The organism is Glaciimonas sp. PCH181, from assembly GCF_003056055.1.
GTDB lineage: Bacteria > Pseudomonadota > Gammaproteobacteria > Burkholderiales > Burkholderiaceae_D > Glaciimonas.
Genome location: NZ_PYFP01000003.1, coordinates 473,016 through 495,769, shown reverse-complemented (window position 1 = coordinate 495,769; position 22,754 = coordinate 473,016). Strand labels below are relative to the sequence as shown.

The following is a 22,754-nucleotide window of genomic DNA, read 5'->3' as shown; positions in this document are numbered from 1 at the left end:
GTTCTGCTTATTGCTCTGCTGTATTGCGCAGGCGGGCGCGTTCACGCCAGTCCATTAATTCACTGATCTCAAAATCAGCCATTGCCGCCGGGTCCCAATGGAACACCACGGCAATGTCTGCCATCGCGTTTTCTACACAGTCTGGGAGACCATGTTCCGATCCGCTTTCTTGGCTAAAAAATAGGCCACCTCGGCACCCAGCGCCATCAGATCGGCGAGGTCGAGATTGTTCACGTCTTGCGTTGTTAAGATCGGTTGCGTGATGCGGGGTAAGACTTTTTGCAGCGCCATGACATCGAGGTTGGCGACATCGACTAGCGAGACGCCGCGTAGTTCTCCGGCTTTTGGTTTGCGTAGCTGGATGGTGGTGATGACGGTATCGCCGCGCTGGAGTGGTTCGTCCAGAGTGACTGTCACGAAGTTCGCATTGACGGAGATTGTTGCAGCGGTATTTTTTGGCATGGTGTGATCTTTTTCTAGTGGATGTTGGATGACATAAAGAGGGTGGTCTGGCTTACAAGCCGATTGCTTTACGCAGGCTGTCGTTGACGCTGAGACCCTTGATTTTTTCGATACTGTTCATGAAGTCGAGTTCGATCAGTTCGACGTTATCGACCGTCAATTTGTAGTAACTACAGGCGGTGGTAAATTTATGCGTGGTGTCGTCACCGACCTTGCACGACCCCATATCGATTTCTTTATGGCGACCGCGCACGACGACTTCGACTGCGGATACTTCGCCGGTGTCGTCATTCTGAAATGCACCGGCGAAGCGCAGCTGGACGGCGTTATGCGATTTGGCGGCGTATTGCGCAAGGGCTTCGAGGATCAGGCCGCCAGCGGTCCATTCCAGCGTCAATGCTTCGTTGCCCATGTCGACCATGACCGGGCCGGACATGCCGCCGGCGCGGTACTCTTCCATCTTGCGGCTGAGTTTGGGCAAGGTCAGTTCTGGCACCAGCCCGATGTAGGCTGCGCCGTCGTTGAAGAGATTAAAGTCTTTGAGTTTGCGGGGTAGGCCCATGATAGTTTCCGATTGGTAAGGACGTGTTTATGCCGTGATGCGGCTGGCGAAATCGGCCAGATAACGGTCGGTAATGCGTTGCTGGAAGGTCAGATTTTCTAACGGCGGGACGGGCGTGTAATCGTAGTCAATTGCCAGCTTGCCGGACTTCAACGTTTCTTTGCTGTTGAATTGTTCGTCATACCAGGCGGTGCCGTCGATGATGTATCCCTGCGCTTTGAGATCACGAAATTTCGCATTGATGCTTTCGATCAGGTCTTTGACCAGCGACGGATGCAGCGGCTTGTCGACATAACTAAAGTGGGCTTCGGCGATGGTGTCGGCTAATACCTGCGCGGTGCGGGTGTAGTTCTCAAAGAAGAAAAATTCCGGCACTTCACACGTGCGCGATCCCCAGAAACGAAAGCCGCCGTTGTTGATCAAGGTGGTGACTTCTTTGCCATTCAGATAACCGGCGTCGGTGGCCGGATCTTGCAGGTCCCAGAAGACGTCGCTGCTGATGCCGGTCGGGCCGTTGACGACCATGTTCGATAGTGTTTTGTGCCAGCCGGTTTCCTCGTCGATTTTGGCGCGCAAGCCCAACGCGTAGGCGACGGCCGGAACGCTGGTGTCGGCGTTGGTGGCGGTATCCCAACTGATGAAATCCGGCCACATCAGCATCAGTTCGCGCTGGCCGAAATCTTTACGATAGGCGACGGCATCTTCTTTGGTCAGGCAACCGTGGGCCGATGCGTAGACGAACGCACGCAGTTGTTGCGCCACGCTGACGAGCGCATTGGTGACAGGTTTGGTATCGAGTCCGGGCGCACCTAAAATGCGCGGCTTGATGCCGAGTTTGCTTTGCGCGGCCAGCAATGCTTTGATGCCGGTGTATTTGCCGCTGGCGGTGACGGTGCCGATCACGTTGCTGGTGGTTTCGGCGTCGTCTGCGCCTTCTGCGACACGGACGACAATGGTGAACGGTTTGGTTTGCGCGCCGATGGCTTCTAAGGCACGACGCAGCGTGCCTTGCGTGCCTGCTTTGCCGAGGGCGGCGATGACGTTGGTCAGCAGTACCGGCGTGTCTAACGGGAACGCCTCCGGATCGGCATCCCCGGCGGTGGCAATTAAGCCGATGACGGCGGTGCTGATGGTGCGGATCGGGCGCGTGCCTTGATTGATTTCGATGACGCGCACGCCGTGGTGGTAATCGGTTGCCATATTGATTCCTGTGATTGGTCAGTAGTCGGGTTAATCCGCTGGCGCGTCGGGGGCGATCGGCCATGTGATGCGGTGTGGAAAATGGTTTTGTCGGGGCAGGCGGTGTAAGTCCACGCGATAGATTTTCCAGGCGCGCGCGCAGGCGATATCAGTCGCACTGGCATCGTCGATATCGATGCGATCCTGGTATTTGGTGATGGCGCTGCTGGCATGGTGCAATGCTCGTTCGATGCGCTCTGTGGCGGCGTTGAAGAACTCGGCTTCGGTGGGGAAGTAATCCGAAACGTCGCCCCAGTGCCCGGCAACGCATTCGGCATAAATGGCGCGGCCATGTGTTTCGGGATCGTATGGCGCAGCCAGAAAGAGCCAGTAATCCGGATTGGCGTCGAATTTGACTTCGCACAGAATGCCGTTAGCTTGTCGCACTGGATTGCGGACATCTGCATAGCTAAAACGGTCCGCTGGGGCAACCGAAGCAGACGCCACCGGCGGTGTCAGGTCCGATGCGATGTCAGTGAGAGAGGAGGGGTTTTTTTGCTTTGTCATTATCCGACCCTTTGCCATAAAGAGATGCGTGTGCCGATGTTGCCGTCGCCGCCCGAGCCATAGTCGTAGGCCGCGCCGCGCAATTCCCAGGTGCCGACACCCACCTCGGATGACGTATGATTTTTGTTGAGTCGGTAAGAGCCGATTGTATTTTCTTGTACGCCCGGTCCCGCCAGTTGATGCGCATAACTGGCTGTGGTGGCGTAATTGACGCTAAAACCGGCAGGGTTATATAGCGCACAATCGGCAGGATTATCATCGCCGCCGTGCACCCATGCCGGATTGCCACTGCGCCCTTCCCATTGCAGCCGAATGCCGCCGCTGCCGCTGACTTTATCGCCGGGATTAAAATTTTGGCCGGTCCACGCCTCGATCCATGCGGTCCAACCGTTAATATTGACGCGGGTCAATATCTGGTTATCGGTGGTATGTGCCTTTTGCATAAGCCAGTTACCGCCACCGGGCGCAATACTGCCGTTCAACGAGGAAGTGAAGACTTGTCCATACGCACTGGGACGGTTTGCGGTCGCTTCTAACGTGTAGGTGGCCCAGCCCATCGGGGGCGTATTTATATCGGCAATGATTGGCGTTCCGCCATCGGGTAATGTGCCGTTTTGTCCTTGCGTCAATGCGCGCTTTCCAGCAATCGCCAGCGCATCGACGTTGCCGCCGGTCAGCGGCAGGTAATGTGCAAGATCGGCGTTCAGCCTGTTCTGGAATACAAAGTCGCCCAGATCGGTGGCATCGACGGTTGCTTTAAGACTGTTTTTTGCCCAGCCGATTTTGACTATATTGGGATTTTGTTGAATGCCAGTGCCTTGCTGCACCGGGCTAAAGCCTAGCGTATTTTGTTTGGATGCCGGATCGAAGGTCACTGTATCCCATGCCAGTTTCCAGGGGCGGCCTTTGAAGGGCGGTGCTTCATTCAGATAGCCGGTACGTTCCCACGTTCTTTGTGCGAGACCGCCATCGCTATAGACCTGACGGATGAACGCGCCGCCAACGACAGTCATCAGCGTGCCATAGCCCTCGCAGCCTGATGGCAAATGGGTATGGGCGAGCATGCCGCGATCGTTGGCGACGGAGACTTCGCGCACGCCGGTTTCCATCAGCGTATCGCAATCAGTGTCACTGTTGGTGTAGGCCGCCAGGGTGCGGAAATACAGTTTATTGCCGCGTTCCGGCGTCAGATATTGCGTATGTGGATCGGCTTCGGCTTTGTGCGTGGCGATAGTGTGGGCCAGCGCCGGGGTTAGTGCGGCCGGGGTGACGGCGCGCACGCTATCTATACCTGCAACGGTTTCAACTGCGGTCGCCAACGCAACCACACCTTGTCGTTCAGTACTTGCCGGAGGATTGGTAAAGTTAGCGTTGCCAAATGTCAGCGCGGCTACATTGATGGTGGTAAAGATCGTATCGGCAGATAACAGCAACATCGATTGCGCCGACTTTTCTAAGATCGGTTCGGGTTGTCCGTAGACGCCCAGCAGTACGCCATTGCTCAGCCAGTAGCCAATGCCGCGGACCGTGTAGGTGTCCGTGCCATCGTCGCGGATCGTGACGTGGATCGTGTCTGCTGCAACGACTTCGCCGGAGATGGTTTGCAGGCGTTTGAATTCCTCCGGCAAGTTGGTCATGTCTTCGCTGGGTGTGAAAACGGCGGCCGTTAAGCCAATTTCTGCAATCGTCAGCGGCGCGGTGCCGTCGTGTGCGGCGTTGACCAGCGCGGCACGCCCTGCGGTGGTGGTCATGATGTGGAGTCCGGACATAGGGTAATCAGGCTTCGGTAAGGTTAAGACGGGCATAGATTACGGGGCGCAGCCCGGTCACGATGGCGATGGCGGTCTGGGTATGGGTGCCTTGCGTAAACGTAAAATGGCTGCGGACTGGTTTGGTGCGGTTGACCTCGGCGATGACGTCATCGACAAAGGCGGCGGTCGCCGTTTGTCCGCCTGCGCCGGTCAACGTCATCAGCAAATCGAAGGTGTGCGGCGCGCCCATTGGCGTCTTCTGCCACCACTCCCGCAAAAGAATCGATCCACCAAAAGCGGCGACGACATCCTTGACCGATTTGGCGGTGCCTTTTTGCCGATGGATGGTCATGGCGCTGCGCACGCGGGCGCGGCGGACGGCTTCGCTCCAGTACGGTTTCCAGTTGTCTATCGACAATTGCCACGCCAGCCACGGCAATAAATTGATCGGGCAGGTATCGGCGTTATAGAGTTGGCGCAGTGGCACCGGCACGTCTGAAATGCGGGCTAAGGTTGCTTCCAGCGCACGTTCTTGCGGCGTGCTGTTCGGTGGCAATAGTGACTTGCATGACTTACTCATAGACGCCGCCATAAGTGACCGCGATATCGTCGCAATACGAGGCCTGAAGATGTGACACGGCCAGATCGGCGGTCGGTGCGGTCAATGCCACGCGCTGGACCCCGGCCACGTGTAAGGCCGCGTAAATGCCGGACAACGTCGGTACACGGCCAATGCGGTGGGCATCGGTGACGTATTGCTGCATCCGTCGCTGTGCTTCCTGAATGACGACCATTGCGTCGGGACCGGGAAAGGTGAATAACGTAGCGCGAATCTGATAATCGACAATCTGCGCCGATCGGACGATGAGATGGTCGGTTAAGGGACGTACATCGTCGGCACCGAGGCGGCGGGTGACGCGGTCAATTAATGCGGGCGAAGCGGTGCCATCACCTTCTCGCGATAACACCGTGACGACCACTACGCCGGGCGATGGACTGGTGGCGGAGGCATCCAGCACCTTGCCATCGGCCCCCAGCGCATGGAAGATATAGGCGCCTTCCGGACCGGCGACTGAGAAGCCTTGCGGGGCCAGCTGGATGCGTTTTCTGAAATCAGCATCGGATTCCATGACGGCATCCTTTCCTTTGTCTGGATCAGCGGGTAACAGCAGCAGACGCGGCACGTCCATTAATGCGCCTAAATGATCGAGATCGTCCTTCATTGCATACGCCAGCATCACGGCGCGGGCGGCTTCATTGACGCGTTGGCGCACGTGTAATTCACGGTAGGCGGTGACTTGTAAAACCTTCATTGCGGGATCGGATTCTTGCAAGCCGTTAAAGGCCGGATCGCGTGCGATCAGGTCGGCCAGCTGCGCGGCTAGAATTGTCTCAAAGTCGAGCGCTTCGATAATGTTCGGCACCGGCAGCTGCGACAGATCAATTGCGGAGGTACTCATAGCGCGGCTTCTTGCTTGACGGGAATGGTCAGTTGCACGCTTTGTTCATTGGCTATGCCATCCAGCAGCAACGTCGCTTTGCCATCGTTGTTTAACGCTAATTGCACGCTGGTCAGATGGATGCGCGGTTCCCACAATCGCACTGCGTGGGCGGTGGCGGCATACAGGCGTAAGGTGGTTGCGCCATTTAACGGCTGATCTATTAGCTCGGGCACTTCGGAACCATAGTCGCGCCGCATCACGCGTGCGCCGAGCGGCGTGGTGAGGATGTCGGCCAGTGACTGGCGGATGTGGGCGAGGCCGGATAAAGCGCGGCCAGTACTGCGATGCATGCCGCTCATTCTGGTCCGCCTGTATTGTCGCCACCGCGTTTAACGCCGCTGTGTGTATGGCTAGTCAGGCTGATGCCGCTAGCGACAATATCGCCGCTGGCTTGCAGCGTGCCATTGATGGTTGCAGCCGCACCGCCGCCTGCGCCAGAGGTGACGGCCATGCCGCCGTTTAGCGTACTCATGCCACTGACAACCAGGTTTTTTAAGACGGTCAGATTGCCGGTGCAGAGCGTGTCTTCTGCATTGGAAGTCACTTTGCCGGGGAGTGCCGAAACACTGGTGCCGTCCGGCAGCGTCGCCGTTAATGCGTGCGCGGCGCTGTCGTATTGCACAATCGCACCATCCGCATAACGGGTAGTGTGATGCGCAGGATTGGTCGATGGTGGCGCGAACTGATCGGAGTAAATCGCGGGGAAAATCACCGCGTTATCGTAATTGCCCTCCGGCGATAGCAGGATGACTTGTTCGCCCAGCGTCGGCGGCCACCACGTTTGCGCAGTGCCAGCGCGGGCAGTTGCCCACGGCCGCCAGGTGGTCAGATTGTTGCCGACCTTTATCCGTACACGTTGGGCATCATGATCGATCTCGGCAATGGTGCCGAAGCGGATCAGGTTGAGGATTAAACGCAGCAGTTCGGCGGTGTCAGCAGTCATGCGATGCATGTTGCCGGGTTGCTGACGGAAGTGCACCTACCAGAGGGTTGATAAGCGGCTTATCAGCAGCACCACTATGTCCCACCCTGCGTGCGCGTGAGAAAGTAGCACTTAGACGCGGCGACGTGCTGATTGTTAGAGCAATCAGCACGCCACCGTACCGGCAGAAGGAGCTGCAAGTAGAGCCAAGGCCGCGCACCTGTGCACAGGCGCTGCAAGGCTAGCATATTTAGCAGGTATACCCAAATGCTGGACATCCGCTGTGGGAATTGTTCCCGAAAACTCGGTGAGGGTGAATACATCACCCTCACCATCAAATGCCCCCGTTGTGGCACATTAAATCATCTGAGGGCCACGCGCCCCGCACCAGCATGCCGTCGAGCATCCGACTCTGGAGTACACCATGGATGCAAGTCCGATCATCCCGTGGCTGGGAGGCAAGCGCCGCCTGGCTGACAAACTTATCCCGCTGTTCCCACCGCACGAATGCTATGTCGAGGTGTTCTGCGGCGGTGCTGCACTGTATTTTTTACGACCGGTCCCAGCCCACACCGAAGTCATCAACGATATCAATGGTGAACTGGTGAACCTGTACCGTGTGGTGCAGCATCACATGGAAGAATTCGTGCGGCAATTCAAATGGGCCATTACCAGCCGTCAGATTTTTAAATGGCAGCAAGCAGTACGTCCGGAGACGCTGACGGATATCCAGCGGGCGGCCCGATTCTATTATCTGCAACAGCATGCGTTTAGCGGCAAGGTGACCGGACAGAATTTCGGCACCGCGACTACCGGTCCGGCGATCAATCTGTGCAGGATCGAAGAGAATCTGAGCGCTGCGCATTTGCGTCTTGCCGGGACCTATATTGAAAATCTGCCGTGGCTGGAATGCATGCAGCGCTATGACCGGCCGCATTCGTTCTTTTATCTTGATCCGCCGTACTGGCAGACCGAAGGGTATGGCGTGGCGTTTGGCTTTGAGCAGTATCAGCAGATGGCGGATTTTATGCGTACCTGTAAAGGCAAGGTGATGGTGAGTATTAACGACCACCCGGATATCCGGGCGGTGTTTGAGGGCTTTACGATGATGGGGATTGATATCAAATACAGCATGGGCAGCGTGCATGGCCAGCCGGGGACCAGCCGTGAATTGGTGATTACCAATTGGGATGCGTGGTCCTCGGGGCAACTATTTGCATAGTTTTTATTACCGGTGAAGCGGATGCTCGGTAATGAATTGGCGTAAGGCTGCGTTGACGCGGGTCTGCCAGCCTTTGCCGGTCGCTTTGAAAGCATCCAGCAGGTCCGCATCCAGACGAATTGCCGTGAAAACCTTGGTTTCCTCGGCTTTCGGACGGCCACGGCGCTTCGCAACTAACGCAGTATAAGTTTCTGGCGTCAGTATCTCGCTGGCTGGTTTAGCTTTGGCAAACCATTCTTCCGTGAGTTCTGGATTATCAGGATCAGCGGCAATGCCAGCATTGATGGCAGCGGTTTCTTCGGGGGTGGGAATGATGGTCCCTGATTTAAGTTTCGGCATAATTTTTCACCTCTCTTGGATTGGCCTTGCGCAGGCTGATGACGCGTACAGTGTCGGCGCGAAGGCAATAAACCATGACATGCAAACGGTCGCCAATGTAGCCCGTTGCCTGAAAGCGGTGCTCGGCGTATTGCTGGCGCGTGTCTTCAGATACTACGGCACTTTCCCATTCAAAATCCTCTGCATCGGCTAGCGACAAGCCATGTTTATCTACATTACTTCCATCTTTGGCTGGGTCGAATTCGTAGTTCATTCGATTTATTGTATAAACAAGAATTGGCTACGTCAAGTATTTTTTGTTTATACAAAAATTAGAGTTAGCATTTTGCAATTGATAATTATCTAATCGTTAGCAATCGTCCCGCGCAAAGCTAAGGAGAATCAAGATCGCACCATCAAATGGCGCAATAAAGAATCGCGAATCAACTCGCGATCCTCTGCACTAAACCCCAGCAAGCCACGGGCCGGATAGAGATATTCCGGCCCTTTTTGCGATACGCGGTCGCTCAGTCCTTCCTGATGTATCCGCGCTATCCGTGCCACTCTTCCAAAAAATCCGACCGATAGTTGATTGGCGTCGGGCCTTATTTTCAGATTGGCGGCCGTGCGCAATTTGGTAAACATAGCCGCTTTTTGGTGCTTGATGCGGCCTTGTTTGCCACGTAGTTTCTTGCGGTTTTTGCGGGCTGCATAGGCGTTGCCTTCGGCATCATGCTGGCTGGCGATGCGTTTGGTCTGGCTGCGCCGCAGGTCCTGCGCGACTTTGCGATTGACGGCCAGTCGCTCGGCGGGTTGTAACTTTGATAGCAGCGCACCGGCCCACAATTCCAGCGATGACAGATCGTCGCTCATGGTGGTGTCTGGGGCGTGGCCCATTCCGCGATTTTGTTGTCACCTTCGTACAAGGCCCAGAACGGTGCTGCATAGTCCAGTGTTGCTTGTGGCTCTGGTCGGCTTTTGATCTGAAGGCGGCCTTGTTCCTTGTTGCTGACAATGATGCGTTCTGTCAGGCTGAGTTTGAGTGACAGATCGACGCTGTGGTGGCTGTGGTAATCGACTTCGAAGCTGATCCCGGTTTTACGTAGTTCGGGGTTGTTTAACAGTTCGCTTTGGTGGACGGCAATCCAGGCTAGCAACGCGACCATGACGCCATCAAGATTGCCGGCGTAGTCGGTGAGAATAACGTTGAGCGTAAATCGGTATTCAAATGACAGCGATCCGGTGCCGCAGGCGACGAGTTGCCCTTCGTCGGCGAACACCAGAAATTTATCGGGATCGCGCTGTAAGTCTGGGGTGGCAGCGCTCAGATGCTGGCGCAGGCTATCGTGTTTGTACATTGTTAATCTCGCTTTGGCAGGTATGCGTCATATCGATCTGGGCGGCACAGTCTGCCCATGCGGCTTCTGCGCGTTCTAGCGCTAGATTGAGCGCGCCGTTAGTTGTCGGGGCGCTTGCTGGCAGGATGCAGAGCGTCACTGGCGGGCAGGCGTTGACGATAAGCGTCTGCGCCGGTGAAGGCGGGACGGTGGCGCAGCCGGGCAATAGCGTCAGGCACAGCAGACTCGGCCCAAGCGCGGATAGCGATGTTTTCATGTTGGTGTTGTTGGATGGTTTGTTCGCGTTGTGTGAGCGTGGCGGCGATGGCGGTGCGCTGGGCTTGTAATATGCCAAGGGCTTTGCGGTGGGTGACGGCCGCATCTTTTAACGCGGTGATGGTGCGGTCGCGGTCGGTGACGTTGCTCTCGGCCCGGTCTGCACGCTTGGTTTCTGCGCTGAGGGTATCGTGCTGAATGTAGAACGTCGCACCCACCATACCGATCATTAGCATCGCTATCATCAGTCGGGTCATCATTGCCACAATCCGATCCGCGTACTTTTATTGTCGACCGTTAATGTCTGACGGCGCGGCTGTGACCCTTCGCGAGCAATCGCCAGATGCACCCAGATTGCTCCTCCGGCCCGCTCATAAATCAGTTGATCGAATTCAAGGTAGGATTTTTTTAGCGTCTGGCAGATTGCAAGCGGCGTGCCAAATGTCGGCGCGATGAAGTCGTTCGCCAAGCCATGCAAGTGTGCGCTGTTGCGCGCGCCACCGACGGCGCGATTCAACGCCGGGCAGCGATAGCCGCTGGAAATGGTCATTGCAGCACCGCCCAATGCCAGCCGCACCATTTCGTTAAATTGCGCGAGACGGCGCAGGTTGGCGACGATGGCAGGCGTCGGCACGTTGGCAATGCCGAGGATACGCGCCGTGTCGCTATGGACCAGTTCTTCTAGCGTGAAATGTTCAGTGAGTGTAGTCATAGATTTCTCGTAAAACGTTGGCGACATTGCCTTTGGCGTGATGGACTAACACGCACAAGGTAAAAGCAAGAACGGTTTGTCCGAGCGAGATATGGACGTTGCCGAGCAAAATTTCCAACGCGCAGCTACCGTTTAGCGCAATCAGGAGCCACGCTATGCAGGAGAGGTTAATGCGATAGTTGGCCTTCCCGCGCCGATAGCACAGTAGTTGTATGCAGGTAGTTGCGTAGCAGAGCAACGCGATGGCGGTAAGGTATTGATGCATTAGGTTATCGATTGGATTAATCATTGCGACCCCCTTTACGTAACCAGTCTGGCAGGCGGATGGTTTTGATCAGATCGATGCCGTGCAATGTCAATGCAATTACGCCTGCCGAGGCGATGAAGGCGGCCACGCCGGATTGTTTTAGCGGCGTGTTATGAATGATTTCCGGGGCGGCCAGATAGCCGACCGCTAACGAAATGACCATGTACGCCAGTCGTTGCAATAGCGGCAGGTTTTTGCTGGAAATGGCGACGAGTGCGGCACCGGCGAAGGCACCGATGAGGGCGTTGCCGTCGATGCCGGGCACAAGCGACGACACGCCGATGCCTGCGGCGGTGGTGAGTAATAAAGTGGCAGTGCTGGGTTCGGCCATTGTGTTCTCGCGGTTGGTGGTAGGTGCCTGGTTGGAATGCTTAGTCCCAGAGATTGACGGTCAGGATGGTGTTAGTCGGCAAGCCGGTGCTGTCTGGCAAGATCACCAGTTGCCCATGCGGCATTAGCGGCCCAAGATCAGCCAGACCGGGATTGCATTCAAGCGCCGCTTCGACCACGTTGGCGGTCGCGCCGAGATGTCGCCAGCAGAGCAAATCCAGCGTGTCGTGTTGTTGGGCGCGCACGATCATGGCGTCAGATCAATTCGACGGTTAAGTGATGCCGGTGCACTATATCGGCAATCGCCCAATGCGCATTGCGGCGTTGTTCGCCTGGTGCGTTGTCGAGAAACTCCGTCGATTTTTTATCCGTCATGGACGCCCCGGTGCTGTCGTAATCGCGGTACTTTTCCAGCAAGTCGGCTTTTGCGGTGCTGTAGACAGCGCGGCGATAGTGGATCAATAGTTTGCTTTCGCGATTGATCTTTTTGGCGGGCACGGCTTCGAGCGTGCTGTAGCCAGCATCGAGTTGGGCGTTCTGCCATTGATCGAGTTCACGATTGACATGCAGAATCGCTTCGGCCACCGCTTGCACCAGACGGGGCGTGGTCACGGTGCCATCAAGCCGCATCGCGTCGCGCATGTGATGCAGGGCGATATCGGGAAACCAGCCGTCGTTTTCGACGACGGTGGTGTCCGTTTCTTGCTGGGGTGAAATGGGGGCAACAGCCATGAAACTCATAGAGAACTCTTCTTTAATAATAGGACTTACACAAAATCGTCCCAGCAAGGCGTGCCGACGAAGACAGTACGCTAGTACGGCTAGGAAAGCACAACGCCGCTGGGGCGGTTTTGCGTAAGTCCTAAATAAAACGGCGGTGGGCGGGTGTTAAACGGATGCGGCGGCCTAAGCGAACCTGTCCGAGATCACCCCGCGCCGCCGTGCGCCAGGGGGTGCTCGTTTAGCCTTGCGGCGCTTTTTTCAAGCGTCGTTCAAGGCGTTCTATATCTTTCTTAACGCCGACGCCTTCAAATAGCGTCAGGGCACGTTTCAGGTTGAGGTTGGCGGCCTTTGCCATCGCTAATTGGGCGGGCTTGAAGTCAACCTTGTCATCTTTGCCGTTATTGGCCACCGCCAGCAGGGCATAGCCGAGCGCCTTATGCAGCTTGGCGCGGGCCTGATCGGGTACGTCGCTGTCTTGCGTCAGTTCGCCGATAGCGCCGAGGACGTCGACTGCGTGCCGGGGGTCTTTTGCCAGCATGCCGCCGCCGTTTTTGTGAAGATATGCCCCGGCAAATTCGTCGAGCAACATGGTCGGGATATCGCGACTGTACTGGTCCGGCAAGGTCATCTTGTGCAGGACCGCATAACGGGCAATTTCCAGAGCGCGATCAAATTCACCGACATCGATCGACCAGACCAGCAGGGTCGTCAGGACATCATCCTGACCGCCATTCCCGGCGGCCAGCACGCCCTCTATCCATGCTTGATATTCCGGCAGCAAGGTGGCTTTGTGGGCGATCTTGCCTTTGATCGACTGGATCGTTTTGAGGGCGCGCTTGTGCTCGGCTAACTGGTACAGCTGCAATTCGTAGGCGCTGCCGGATGTCGGCTGGCCGGGCGCACTGCTGGCCGCCGACTGTTCGGCCAATATGCGCGCCTGATGCCGCAGCGCAGGAGAGAGATGGCGCATCGCGTTATGCCTGCGCGACCGGTACGTCGGGCACCAGTTCGATGTTTTCTAACATCGCACCGAGGCCGAAATCTTCGACGACGTAGGCATCGTTCGATGATTCGTAGTTTTCGATACGGTCGCGTTTGGCTTCATCGACCACGCGACGACGGCGCGCACCGTCCTGAAAATATATCGACAGGTTGTCAAAGCGGGTGATCAGAATCGCGTTGTCTGGAAAGAACGGGACGCGTACCGCAGGCAGTCCACCGATGCGTTTCTGGCTGACGATGATGTCGGTGGCCAGTGCTTCGGTGGGCGCTTGTTTGGTGTTGATTATCGGGAAGTATTTATCGTTTAACAGCTTGCGGCCGACGAAGGCAATGAGGCCGGTATCTTCCTGATACCACGGGTCGAGCAGGTTGATGGCGTCGGCGACTGCTGCGTCCAGATTCAGATAATCGCCTCCCGTGCCGATGAGCAGCTTGCCCGGTTTGGCCTCGCCTTGCGCCATCACACGTTGCGGCGCTTCATCGCGATAGTGTTGCAGCCAGCCTTTGTTGACGTCTTGCAGCAGCGGATATGCGGCGATGTCGGTGTTGGAGGCGATCTTGGTGCCGTTAAAACCGATCACCATGCGGTCTAATCCCTGACGAATCAGAATCTGTCTGGCGATGCGACTTTGAAAGTCGGCAAACTTGGCCCACGCATCGAGTTTGGCGTAGCCGATGTGGGTGTCGAAGTTGGTTTTTTCGCAGCGATAGTGGCGGCTTTCCAGACCGGCCACGTCACGTGTCTGGCGATCACCTTTGCTAGTATCGGTGCGGCTGGCGATGGGGCCGGAGACACCGAGGCCGAGTTTTTCGCCTTCTTGTTCGGTGACGCCGATTATGTTGATCTTGGTGAGGAATTCGCTGGATTCCTGAATTTTATCTTCAAGCTTTTGCTGCACAGTGGGTGCAACGCTAAAGGTATGCAGCACGCTGGATGTGGCGTTTAACTGGGCGACGCGGGCGGCGTAGCTGTCGAAGGCGATACGGGTATTGGCTCTCATCTGATGCGGCTCCGGTGGGGATGTAATTAGGGTGAAATGGCGCGCTGCGCTGCCGTTTAAAAGTCGGTTTGCAGCGTGCCGGTGCCGCCGGTGGCTGGTGGGCGATGACTGCTATGCGTGTCTTGTGTTTCCATCAGGTTTTTGAATCTGATGAACGCGTCATTGGTATCTTTTAACGTTGTTTCCAACTCGGCGATGCGTTCCTGACTAGCGGTAAATTGTTCGGCGCTGTCGCTGACATGGGTCGCCAGTGTGGCGACGGCATCGGTGATGTCGGCAAACTGTATCTGATCACGGGTGGTTTTTGTGGTGAAGCGTTTGAGGATATTTTTAACGGTATCGGACAAGGTGTTTCCTGAAGGGTCGGTAGGCAGTACATCGTCAAATTCCAGTGTGGTTTCGACTGCTACTGAAAAGAGATTGTTGGGGTCTTGCTTGCGATTGATGAAGGGACTGACCTCTGGGTGTCGGGCGGCGAATGTCAATATTTCGGTGCCGAGACTGGCGGGACTGTCGGTCACCGCGAGGCCGACTAAATAGGCTTGGTCGGTATCGGCAAATTCTGGATTGATTTCGATGCTGGTATAAATTTTTTGACGTGCTTTGTTCATCGCGATGAGTTCTGGCAAAGGCGATATCTGCGCAAATAAGGCCAGCTTCTTGACGCCGCCAAGCGTGACTTCTTCGGCCTTGACGGCCAGCACATCACCGTAGGCTTTGAAGGGACCGTCGGGTAACTTGCTGCGATGGTGTTCTAGCCAGACGCGGGCGCCGTAGAGTTCGGGATCGAAGCGTGCTGCCATCTGTTCAATGAAGGCGCGGTCAATGACGCGGCCATCGGTCGTGGCACCTTCCAGCGCAACGCGGAAGAATTTGGATTTTGATTTATTTGGCATGGGGTTCTCGATGGCGGCTAGATTCAGGTGCCCATAGTCGGCCCTTGCGCGCACTGCTTCAACCGGCATCGAGTTGATAAAGGGCTTAGTGGCCCGCTGGCATCCCCGTTACACGCGCGTGACGCCTACGCTGACGGCATGTCTGAATTGCTTACCAAAATCCCCAGCATTAACGAACAGGAAACCGATCCGCGCCGCATCGCTAAGCATCTGTATTGGGGCGGCTGGCGGGTGACGTCGATTGCCGATCATTTGCAACTGAAGCGTTCTACGATTGAAAGCTGGAAGCAGCGCGACGAATGGGAGAAGGCGCCGGAGATGGCGCGGGTGGAGTCGTCTTTGTCGACGCGCCTGATCCGACTGATTAACAAAGAGGCGAAGACCGGCGGCGATTTTAAAGAGATCGATTTGCTGGGGCGGCAGGTGGAGCGCATGGCGCGGGTGCGGCGGTATGAGGCACCGGGTGGTAACGAAGTCGATCTGAATCCGAATCTGGAAAAGCGCAATGCAGGGCCGAAGAAGAAGCCTAGCCGCAACGATTTTAGCGACGAACAAAAAAAGCAATTGCTGGATGCGTTTCAGGATTCTTTGTTTGACTATCAGAAAGAATGGCACCGCAATAGCGACCAGCGCACACGCGTGATTTTGAAGTCGCGCCAGATCGGGGCGACCTGGTACTTTGCGCGGGAGGCGCTGGCGGATGCGATTGAGACTGGGCGCAATCAAATCTTTTTATCGGCCTCAAAATCGCAGGCGCATGTGTTTAAGCAATACATCATCCAGTTCGCCAAAGACGCGGCAGGTGTGGATCTGAGCGGCGACCCGATAGTGTTGCCGAACGGTGCGCATTTGTACTTCCTTGGGACCAATGCCCGCACCGCGCAGGGCTATCACGGCAATTTCTATTTTGATGAATTTTTCTGGACGCATAACTTTGCCGAGCTGAACACGGTGGCGTCTGGCATGGCGTTGCATAAGCAGTGGCGCAAGACGTATTTTTCGACACCGTCGGCGATTACGCATCAGGCGTATGCGTTCTGGACCGGTGAGCTTTTCAACAAGCGCCGCGCCAAAGCGGACCAGCGCGAGATCGATGTCAGTCACCGGCGGTTGGCGTCTGGGTTCACTGGCGAGGACAAAATCTGGCGCCAGATCGTGACGATTCTGGATGCCGAGCGGGGTGGTTGCAATCTGTTCGATATTGAAGAGTTGCGCAATTTTGAATACAGCCCGGATCAGTTCGACAACCTGCTGATGTGCAATTTTATCGATGATACGAAATCGGTATTTCCGCTGATGGCATTGCAACGTTGCATGATCGATTCGTGGGTGAACTGGGCTGACTACAAGCCGTTTTCAGCACGGCCTTTTGGCAACCGGGGGGTCTGGATCGGCTACGACCCGTCATTGAACGGGGATAGCGCTGGCTGCGTGGTGATTGCACCGCCGCTGGTCGCCGGTGGCAAGTTTCGAATTTTAGAGCGCTTTCAATGGCGCGGGATCGACTTCGAAGCGCAGGCCAAGGCGATCAAAGAAATGACGGAGCGTTATCACGTGGAATACATCGGGATCGATACCACTGGCATGGGGATCGGTGTATTCCCGCTGGTCAAACAATTCTTTCCGATGGTGACGGCGATCAACTATTCGCCGGAAGTTAAAACCCGGATGGTGCTGAAGGCACAAAACATCATTAATAAAGCGCGGCTGGAATTCGACGCCGGATGGACCGACATCGCCCAATCGTTTATGACCATCCGCAAAGTCCTGACCCCCAGCGGGCGACAGGTTACCTATGACGCAGGCCGTACTGACGAGACCGGGCACGCCGATCTGGCCTGGGCTTGCATGCACGCTCTTGATCACGAGCCGTTCGAAGGCTCACACGAAAGCAGTCTTTCTTTTATGGAAATTTACACTTAATGCGCAAACGAAAACAACCCAGCAATCAAGTCGCGACATTTACGGCGGCGGTTCCGTCCGTAGTACCGGACATGTCGACGACAGACGGCAGCGGTAATAACATCGAGGCCTTTACCTTTGGCGATCCGACGCCGGTGCTGGATCATAGCGAGGTGCTGGACAGTTTTGAATGCTGGCTCAACGGCAACTGGTACGAGCCGCCCGTCAGTTTCCCTGGACTGGCCAAATCATTCAATGCCAGCGTACATCACAGCAGCGCGCTGTACTTCAAAACCAACATCCTGACCTCAACCTTTGTGCCGCATAAATATCTGTCACGGGATACCTTTAAACGCTTTGCGCTGGATTTTTTAACGTTTGGTAATGCGTATCTGGAGAAGCGTAGCAGCCGCATCGGACTGACCTTGAAACTGGATCACGCCCTGGCGAAATACGTGCGGCGCGGGCGCGATCTGGATATTTATTACTTCATCAACGGTTTGCAGCAGGAGCATACGTTTGACAAGGGCACGATCTTTCATTTGATGGACCCCGATATCAACCAGGAGGTATATGGCGTGCCGCAATATCTGAGCGCGTTGCAGTCGGCGTGGCTTAACGAGGCGGCGACGTTATTCCGCCGTAAGTATTACAAAAACGGCTCGCACGCTGGCTTCATTTTTTATCTGACCGATCCTGGCGTTAATAACGGCGATGTCGAATCGATGCGACAGGCTATGCGCGAGAGCAAAGGGCCGGGAAATTTTCGCAATCTGTTTGTGTATTCACCGAAAGGTATGAAGGACGGGATTCAGATTCTGCCGGTCTCCGACGTGGCCGCCAAGGATGAGTTCTTCAATGTGAAGGGCGTGACACGGGACGATGTGCTGGCAGCGCATCGCGTGCCACCGCAGCTGCTCGGCATCATGCCCAGCAATGCCGGGGGCTTTGGCGCGGTTGAGCCAGCTGCGCGAGTATTTGCACGCAACGAGCTGGTGCCGCTGCAAGCGCAGTTTATGGCGTTGAATGACTGGCTGGGGCAGGAGGTGGTGAGGTTTGAAGAGTACGTACTGGTGACCGGCGAAGGGGCAAGCCATGAGTGATAACGCCGACCGCGCTGACCTGCGCATTGCTGATGTCATACAGTCTGCGCTGGATCAGACACGGCGTGCGCATCGCCTTCACAGCGACGGCCGCTGCCAGTTTTGTGACGAACTGGTTTCGGATGGTCTGCTGTTCTGTAATGTCGATTGCCGGGATGACTATGAGAAGCAGCAGGCGGCGCTACGGCGTGCCGGAGCTTAACTGCGCTTGCTTAGGCTTAGGTCAGACGAATGAAGCGTACTACGTCAACACAGGCCGCCTTGAGCGGCCTTTTTAACGTCTGATGAATTGTTTCTTTTTGACACTATTTATAGTGCTTTACCCCGCTGGCGCGCAGTCATCCCCCCGCCACGCCTGCCCGCTAAATTGGGTGGTTTTGATTCACTTTTTTGAAATTGATGCACATAGGAGAAGACCTAACGTCGAAGGGCAACAACACGTCTCAAAAAAATGACGCAAAATGATGCACATGGAGGTACACGCGACGCGGTATTTTGACGCATGCTTAGATCCGAACCACATTTCGAAGGAGAGCGAGGGAATGGCAAAAAATCGCAAAAATGACAAAAATTTGTTCAGTGTATTGCGCATGAAAAGTGCGCCTTTAATTCGCGCACTAGACAAAATGAGAGTGCGCTATATTGCTGAAGGGGAGCCAGAAGATTTAATTGTTCCCTACATATTGTGCTGTGCAATGGCTTTGGAGGCCAAACTCAACGATAAACTACTACTACACTTAAATGAACGTTGGGAAGGGGCGTCGACTTTACTCATTGAAGCGTATCAATCGATGAGTTTTCGGGGAAAATTGAATGTGATCGTGCCACTTCTAAGTGGGGATAAATTCAGAATAAACACGGAACATTGGGTATATAGACAGCTAGTATCTTTAATTAGCGTCCGTAATATTTTGGCACATGCTAAATCGAAAGAAGAAGCTGAAGAGGTCGAATTTTTCACTTCTATTTTTTGGGAAAAAAGGGCTCTCCCGAAAGATGCAACGGATATTGAAATATTGATTGGCAAAAAGCAAATTGATGGCCCTTTAAAATATCATGAGGCGTTCGACAAGCTTGATAAATGGTTTTTTAGGCGATGTCCAGAAAGACTCAAGCACGTGGAGATGGTAATACCTCAGCGAGAAGCTGTAGATAAAATGGATAGGACGTTCGTATATGCTAAAAATTTGTAGCAAATAAGCTGTCTTTGTTTGAATTGACGGATGCCTGCTATGCAGTTCAGTTCAGTCGAAGTGTAAAAAAAGCGCTTTAAACATAAAGCGCTTTTTATTGTCAGGGATTTTTACAGACTTGTCATGCGTTAGCTGGAGTCTTGACTGCTCTGATGCCTAGATTTTTGAGACGATATTCCATAGCTGGATTCGAGACCTTAAATCGTACTGCCATCTGTTCTATGAAATTAGCCATAGGCATTTTTTCGACATTTTGTTCCACTTTATAGAGGTCGATAACCTTCCTACCCACTGATCTAATCAATGTCGCAGGCATCAATAGCTCAGCAGCAAAAGTATTAGCTTCAGACTCGTGCCTATTCCAGAAAGACTCGCTTCTATTCATCGTAGCTTTAGTATCAACAAAGGTCATTTGGTTGTCTGACCGGTGCATGCAAAAATGTCCGATTTCATGAGCAAGCGTAAATCTCCGCCGAGGGGTATAAGAATTCTCCATCGGATTGATCCATATTTTTGCCGGCTGATCTATCGCAAGGGTTATTTTTCCGACGGTATAGAGGTCTTCCAAATCAAAGCTTGGAGTGTCATTAACCTCTATTCCCAAAAGTTCAGCAACAGTGTCAATAGCAATCGGGGGTGCATTTTCAAAAAGATCATAGTCTCGTTTTTCTTTAAGAAAATCGTTGAGGGCCGATAAATTCAAGAGCTGAGGAATTTTCAGAATTTGTTTCATCTAGGCTCCGTTCTTGGCGGGTGTACTGGCCAACAAATTAAAACTTAACGATTCTGCTGCTCCAGCCTCATTCATAGCGTCAGCAGCGCGGGCGTCAGCGTTAGCCTTTCTCGCCTGAATCTCTTCAAGAATTTTAACTTGTAGCGAATCGCTCACAAATTGGACTACGTTAGGATTTTCCATAGCTTTGCCAATCAGCATGATAGCTTTCTCGTCATCCGTTCGGACGATGTCTAGTAAGCATGAAAATGCATGAGCAATATGAGCTTCTTTTTCAACAGTAAAATGTTGCGTGAAAATAAGTCCAGCGACCGTCAAAAGCATAGCGACGGCTGCAATGACAAAAGTCGTATACACAATATACGTGTTTGCAATAGATACTGCATCACTTCCACTGATGGTGCCGGCACTTTTTCCAAAATGGTTTACGACTGCGAATGCAATCAAACCGCCTATCAAACCGCCAACTAGGCCACCTAGGAAGCCCCTTGTTTCTTTAGCAAGCCACTTACACAAAATACTTTTAAATATGCTGTTGTTCGAATGTTCCTGCCCCATGCATTTCCTTTTATTTTAGCATTTACTGTATTTTTAGCCAGTATTTTGAGTTTATCGTTGCGAAACGAATAATATCAAAAAAGATGCTATCTCCGGACATTAGCCTAAGCTTGAATTTCCTCAGCGGTACCCTGATACTATATTCGGGTATGGCAGCACATCATTGATGCCACTATGTGGCCGGAGTAGTAGCTTTTCAAAACTCTTATCTGATTACTAAAATCTTACGAAAACCATCAATAAGCATTTGATTTTTTTGATATAAAAATACCTGTTGGCGGTGGACCATCCAGCTTTTTCAAGCATCCCCAAAATCGCCACAAACCACGTATTTACAGGCTTTCTGGCATTTTCTGCCTTCCTTCCAAATCGGCAAAAACGTATCGAATTCTGCTGGCGATTGTTTATGGAGGCGTCAGAGGAATGCGCAAATAGGCGGGACTGTTTCTTAGCTTGTTTGCAGCTTCTTGCATTCCGGAAAACACCGAGCTGGCAATAATTTCAGGGAAATCGGCGGGAAGCTGTATACGTACTTTGGCGATGACATCCGGTGTACGCGCAATCAAATCGCTGATGATATCTTCTCCACCGTATGCTAGTCCGTTTCTGGTCGCAGTGACATTCCAATGCCGTAGCTGGATTTCGTTAATATGACTATGCATATTTTTCCCTTTTACGCCCATAGCCAGTTTTGCTTTACGGGGAGAAACAAGATTTTTGCCTGAACCTATTACAGGATATGCAGACAAAATGTCATAGAAAGGTGTCAGTGTATAAGCACCACCTTGCTTTAGATGAATGCTAAAATTTTTTGCATGACCATCTGTGGCTGCAAGCAGCCAGAAAACAATTTGACATGCAAAAAATTTACGTCTGTCCTCGAATGCGTTCTCAGAAGTACGCAGTAAATCCATAATGCGGTCCATGCCGGGCCCGCCATCTTTCTGGTATTTTCTGAGATATGAGGTCCCGGTTGCTTGGCACATATCCTCTTGAGGCAAACGCAGCAGCCACTCACCATGTTGCGCATGGCGGCGGTCAAACCGTTCCACAACAAGCACCTTTTGGTCTTCAAATTGGTGAATTTCACATTGCGCTGTCGGCAGCCCATAGGCAGTAAGAATTCTAGAACAAAGCCATTCGTTCTCGACAGAACCCCTCATGTCTGCCTGCATATTGCCGACAAGGCCTAGCGGAAGCTTTAGGATGTGTGTGGTGGGAGTAGCGCCAAGAGGACGGCACCACCTGTTTTCATGCCACAGCAATGCCGTCTTTTCCTGCGCACCGGCAATTGAGATGCGAAAGTCATCGTCTTGATAATCGCTTCCGAAATGTCCACTATCGCTGGTTACCGTTTCACGAAGAATTTTGGCCACATCTGCCTCGGACAAAGTGGCAGCTGAAATTTCCTTCACAGTTGGAGGTTCTGTATTTTCGGGGACGATTTGTAATGCGCCTACACAATCACGTCCGAGTTCGGCAAGTAAAGGAAATGCACTGATTGAACCAATTTTGAAACGTTGCGCTAACCGTTCTCGAATGGCTTTGGTATCGGGCAATAGGTTTTCGAAGTAATCGTGAACCTCTGCGCCGGAATATGGCCTCGCATCCGGCGTCAGAGGAAATCTCAGCGAAATGGGGCGGCGCAAGGGAGATTCAAGCCAGGAATTGGTGTATTGGAGTTCTTCACCATGCGGTGTAATTCTCCAATGTCCGACAAGTTCACCATTCATGTACAACTCAAGCTGACGGGTATGAGAGCGGCGCCCCATTGGTCACCACACTTCTTGGTTAGCTTGCACGTTGGCAATTGTTGATTGTTTTTCTCTAAGCACCAGTTCCACGTCAAGTACAGCCAGTGCGCGCAATAGCCTTTCAACTGTAGCTTTGTTCGGATGGCGTTCCAATTGCGAAATTGTCTGCTGTCCAACCCCAACCCGGTGAGCCAGGGCTGCTTGAGACAACTGTCGTTTTTTTCGAAAGGCAGAAAATAAAGGGATTAATTGCTCAGCAGTATGGATAGGGAAGTCGCTCATACAATTCTTTCATTAATGAAGATTATACGCATAATGTTACGTAAATTATTTTAACGCAACATGTTACGTAAAATACTTTTACGCAATATGATTTGTATTCCAATTTTACAAAGGATATTGCGTAAATTAAAGAAAAAATCTCGAAAGCAGCACTGGACTT

Annotated in this window: 34 protein-coding genes; 6 read left to right on the top strand and 28 right to left on the bottom strand. The window is 53.6% G+C overall.

The annotated features are described in order from the left end of the window. Positions 1-7: 7 nt before the first annotated feature. Genes C7W93_RS22890 through C7W93_RS22845 form a run of 10 tightly spaced genes read right to left on the bottom strand, consistent with a single transcriptional unit; the run spans position 8 to position 6,975 of the window. Complete coding sequence (locus C7W93_RS22890) at positions 8-124, bottom strand: GpE family phage tail protein (protein ID WP_108442634.1); 117 nt, start codon at positions 122-124, stop codon at positions 8-10. 8 nt (positions 125-132) lie between these two features. Further along, positions 133-462 (bottom strand): phage tail assembly protein, encoded by a 330-nt coding sequence (locus C7W93_RS22885; protein ID WP_108442633.1) that lies wholly within the window; start codon positions 460-462, stop codon positions 133-135. A 52-nt stretch (positions 463-514) separates the two neighbouring features. Then, on the bottom strand, positions 515-1,024 hold the full coding sequence (locus tag C7W93_RS22880; protein WP_108442632.1) for a phage major tail tube protein: 510 nt from the start codon (positions 1,022-1,024) through the stop codon (positions 515-517). Between the two features lie 27 nt (positions 1,025-1,051). Further along, complete coding sequence (locus tag C7W93_RS22875; RefSeq protein ID WP_108442631.1) at positions 1,052-2,224, bottom strand: phage tail sheath protein; 1,173 nt, start codon at positions 2,222-2,224, stop codon at positions 1,052-1,054. 30 nt (positions 2,225-2,254) lie between these two features. After that, positions 2,255-2,770 carry a tail fiber assembly protein gene (locus C7W93_RS22870; RefSeq protein ID WP_161539976.1) on the bottom strand — a complete coding sequence of 172 codons (516 nt, stop codon included), beginning with the start codon at positions 2,768-2,770 and terminating at the stop codon, positions 2,255-2,257. Then, positions 2,770-4,521 (bottom strand): hypothetical protein, encoded by a 1,752-nt coding sequence (locus C7W93_RS22865; RefSeq protein WP_108442629.1) that lies wholly within the window; start codon positions 4,519-4,521, stop codon positions 2,770-2,772. The genes C7W93_RS22870 and C7W93_RS22865 overlap by 1 nt, the downstream gene beginning before the upstream one ends. 25 nt (positions 4,522-4,546) lie before the next feature. After that, the gene (locus tag C7W93_RS22860) at positions 4,547-5,101 is read right to left on the bottom strand and encodes a phage tail protein I (protein ID WP_108442628.1); all 555 of its coding nucleotides are present in this window, start codon (positions 5,099-5,101) and stop codon (positions 4,547-4,549) included. Further along, positions 5,094-5,981, bottom strand: a complete 888-nt coding sequence (locus tag C7W93_RS22855) for a baseplate J/gp47 family protein (RefSeq protein WP_108442627.1) — start codon at positions 5,979-5,981, stop codon at positions 5,094-5,096. Before C7W93_RS22855 ends, C7W93_RS22860 begins: the two co-directional genes overlap by 8 nt. Further along, a complete protein-coding gene (locus C7W93_RS22850) occupies positions 5,978-6,322 on the bottom strand; it encodes a GPW/gp25 family protein (protein ID WP_108442626.1) in 345 nt (114 codons plus the stop codon). The genes C7W93_RS22855 and C7W93_RS22850 overlap by 4 nt, the downstream gene beginning before the upstream one ends. Continuing rightward, a complete protein-coding gene (locus C7W93_RS22845; RefSeq protein ID WP_108442625.1) occupies positions 6,319-6,975 on the bottom strand; it encodes a phage baseplate assembly protein V in 657 nt (218 codons plus the stop codon). Before C7W93_RS22845 ends, C7W93_RS22850 begins: the two co-directional genes overlap by 4 nt. 237 nt (positions 6,976-7,212) lie before the next feature. On the opposite strand from C7W93_RS22845, the gene C7W93_RS22840 reads away from it, so the two are divergent. Both C7W93_RS22840 and C7W93_RS22835 read left to right on the top strand, forming a co-directional pair. Beyond that, positions 7,213-7,422 (top strand): Com family DNA-binding transcriptional regulator, encoded by a 210-nt coding sequence (locus C7W93_RS22840; RefSeq protein WP_108442624.1) that lies wholly within the window; start codon positions 7,213-7,215, stop codon positions 7,420-7,422. Further along, entirely contained in the window at positions 7,370-8,167 is a 798-nt protein-coding gene (locus tag C7W93_RS22835; RefSeq protein ID WP_108442623.1) for a DNA adenine methylase, read from the top strand. The genes C7W93_RS22840 and C7W93_RS22835 overlap by 53 nt, the downstream gene beginning before the upstream one ends. A 6-nt stretch (positions 8,168-8,173) precedes the next feature. Here the strand turns inward: C7W93_RS22835 and C7W93_RS22830 are convergent, their stop codons facing one another. From C7W93_RS22830 to C7W93_RS22770, 14 genes are all read right to left on the bottom strand, one after another. After that, positions 8,174-8,506, bottom strand: a complete 333-nt coding sequence (locus C7W93_RS22830; RefSeq protein ID WP_108442622.1) for a BrnA antitoxin family protein — start codon at positions 8,504-8,506, stop codon at positions 8,174-8,176. Beyond that, a complete protein-coding gene (locus tag C7W93_RS22825; protein ID WP_108442621.1) occupies positions 8,493-8,759 on the bottom strand; it encodes a BrnT family toxin in 267 nt (88 codons plus the stop codon). The genes C7W93_RS22830 and C7W93_RS22825 overlap by 14 nt, the downstream gene beginning before the upstream one ends. Before the next feature lie 128 nt (positions 8,760-8,887). Continuing rightward, positions 8,888-9,358, bottom strand: a complete 471-nt coding sequence (locus tag C7W93_RS22820) for a phage virion morphogenesis protein (protein WP_108442620.1) — start codon at positions 9,356-9,358, stop codon at positions 8,888-8,890. Further along, on the bottom strand, positions 9,355-9,843 hold the full coding sequence (locus tag C7W93_RS22815; RefSeq protein ID WP_108442619.1) for a phage tail protein: 489 nt from the start codon (positions 9,841-9,843) through the stop codon (positions 9,355-9,357). Before C7W93_RS22815 ends, C7W93_RS22820 begins: the two co-directional genes overlap by 4 nt. Further along, the gene (lysC, locus tag C7W93_RS25210; RefSeq protein WP_225870007.1) at positions 9,827-10,048 is read right to left on the bottom strand and encodes an Rz1-like lysis system protein LysC; all 222 of its coding nucleotides are present in this window, start codon (positions 10,046-10,048) and stop codon (positions 9,827-9,829) included. The genes C7W93_RS22815 and lysC overlap by 17 nt, the downstream gene beginning before the upstream one ends. Then, entirely contained in the window at positions 9,942-10,343 is a 402-nt protein-coding gene (gene lysB / locus C7W93_RS22810) for an Rz-like lysis system protein LysB (protein WP_161539975.1), read from the bottom strand. The genes lysC and lysB overlap by 107 nt, the downstream gene beginning before the upstream one ends. 11 nt (positions 10,344-10,354) lie before the next feature. Next, on the bottom strand, positions 10,355-10,810 hold the full coding sequence (locus C7W93_RS22805) for a D-Ala-D-Ala carboxypeptidase family metallohydrolase (protein ID WP_108442617.1): 456 nt from the start codon (positions 10,808-10,810) through the stop codon (positions 10,355-10,357). Then, the gene (locus C7W93_RS22800; RefSeq protein ID WP_108442616.1) at positions 10,794-11,099 is read right to left on the bottom strand and encodes a phage holin family protein; all 306 of its coding nucleotides are present in this window, start codon (positions 11,097-11,099) and stop codon (positions 10,794-10,796) included. The genes C7W93_RS22805 and C7W93_RS22800 overlap by 17 nt, the downstream gene beginning before the upstream one ends. Next, the gene (locus C7W93_RS22795) at positions 11,092-11,448 is read right to left on the bottom strand and encodes a putative holin (RefSeq protein ID WP_108442615.1); all 357 of its coding nucleotides are present in this window, start codon (positions 11,446-11,448) and stop codon (positions 11,092-11,094) included. The genes C7W93_RS22800 and C7W93_RS22795 overlap by 8 nt, the downstream gene beginning before the upstream one ends. Positions 11,449-11,488: 40 nt before the next feature. Continuing rightward, positions 11,489-11,698 (bottom strand): tail protein X, encoded by a 210-nt coding sequence (locus C7W93_RS22790; RefSeq protein WP_108442614.1) that lies wholly within the window; start codon positions 11,696-11,698, stop codon positions 11,489-11,491. Between the two features lie 4 nt (positions 11,699-11,702). Next, positions 11,703-12,188 carry a head completion/stabilization protein gene (locus tag C7W93_RS22785; RefSeq protein WP_108442613.1) on the bottom strand — a complete coding sequence of 162 codons (486 nt, stop codon included), beginning with the start codon at positions 12,186-12,188 and terminating at the stop codon, positions 11,703-11,705. Positions 12,189-12,408: 220 nt separating this feature from the next. Further along, positions 12,409-13,140 carry a phage terminase small subunit gene (gene gpM / locus C7W93_RS22780; RefSeq protein ID WP_108442612.1) on the bottom strand — a complete coding sequence of 244 codons (732 nt, stop codon included), beginning with the start codon at positions 13,138-13,140 and terminating at the stop codon, positions 12,409-12,411. A 4-nt stretch (positions 13,141-13,144) separates the two neighbouring features. Then, positions 13,145-14,173, bottom strand: coding sequence for a phage major capsid protein, P2 family (locus C7W93_RS22775; protein ID WP_108442611.1), 1,029 nt, complete (start codon positions 14,171-14,173; stop codon positions 13,145-13,147). A gap of 56 nt (positions 14,174-14,229) precedes the next feature. After that, positions 14,230-15,069 (bottom strand): GPO family capsid scaffolding protein, encoded by an 840-nt coding sequence (locus tag C7W93_RS22770; RefSeq protein WP_108442699.1) that lies wholly within the window; start codon positions 15,067-15,069, stop codon positions 14,230-14,232. A 138-nt stretch (positions 15,070-15,207) separates the two neighbouring features. Between C7W93_RS22770 and C7W93_RS22765 the strand changes: the two genes are divergently transcribed. The 4 genes from C7W93_RS22765 to C7W93_RS22750 all read left to right on the top strand — a co-directional run bounded on the left by C7W93_RS22765 (position 15,208) and on the right by C7W93_RS22750 (position 19,267). Next, positions 15,208-16,992 carry a terminase ATPase subunit family protein gene (locus C7W93_RS22765; RefSeq protein ID WP_108442610.1) on the top strand — a complete coding sequence of 595 codons (1,785 nt, stop codon included), beginning with the start codon at positions 15,208-15,210 and terminating at the stop codon, positions 16,990-16,992. Positions 16,993-17,063: 71 nt separating this feature from the next. After that, positions 17,064-18,074 carry a phage portal protein gene (locus C7W93_RS22760; protein WP_201747346.1) on the top strand — a complete coding sequence of 337 codons (1,011 nt, stop codon included), beginning with the start codon at positions 17,064-17,066 and terminating at the stop codon, positions 18,072-18,074. Next, on the top strand, positions 18,067-18,276 hold the full coding sequence (locus C7W93_RS22755) for a hypothetical protein (RefSeq protein ID WP_108442608.1): 210 nt from the start codon (positions 18,067-18,069) through the stop codon (positions 18,274-18,276). Before C7W93_RS22760 ends, C7W93_RS22755 begins: the two co-directional genes overlap by 8 nt. Positions 18,277-18,616: 340 nt before the next feature. Continuing rightward, positions 18,617-19,267 carry a hypothetical protein gene (locus tag C7W93_RS22750; protein ID WP_146177601.1) on the top strand — a complete coding sequence of 217 codons (651 nt, stop codon included), beginning with the start codon at positions 18,617-18,619 and terminating at the stop codon, positions 19,265-19,267. A 121-nt stretch (positions 19,268-19,388) separates the two neighbouring features. Here C7W93_RS22750 and C7W93_RS22745 read toward each other — a convergent pair whose 3' ends face one another. The 4 genes from C7W93_RS22745 to C7W93_RS22730 form a co-directional block, all read right to left on the bottom strand. Continuing rightward, entirely contained in the window at positions 19,389-20,000 is a 612-nt protein-coding gene (locus C7W93_RS22745) for an ImmA/IrrE family metallo-endopeptidase (RefSeq protein ID WP_108442606.1), read from the bottom strand. Further along, positions 20,001-20,558, bottom strand: a complete 558-nt coding sequence (locus C7W93_RS22740) for a hypothetical protein (RefSeq protein WP_108442605.1) — start codon at positions 20,556-20,558, stop codon at positions 20,001-20,003. Between the two features lie 404 nt (positions 20,559-20,962). Beyond that, entirely contained in the window at positions 20,963-22,330 is a 1,368-nt protein-coding gene (locus C7W93_RS22735) for a type II toxin-antitoxin system HipA family toxin (RefSeq protein WP_108442604.1), read from the bottom strand. A gap of 3 nt (positions 22,331-22,333) precedes the next feature. Beyond that, a complete protein-coding gene (locus tag C7W93_RS22730) occupies positions 22,334-22,594 on the bottom strand; it encodes a helix-turn-helix domain-containing protein (RefSeq protein WP_108442603.1) in 261 nt (86 codons plus the stop codon). Positions 22,595-22,754: the final 160 nt, after the last annotated feature.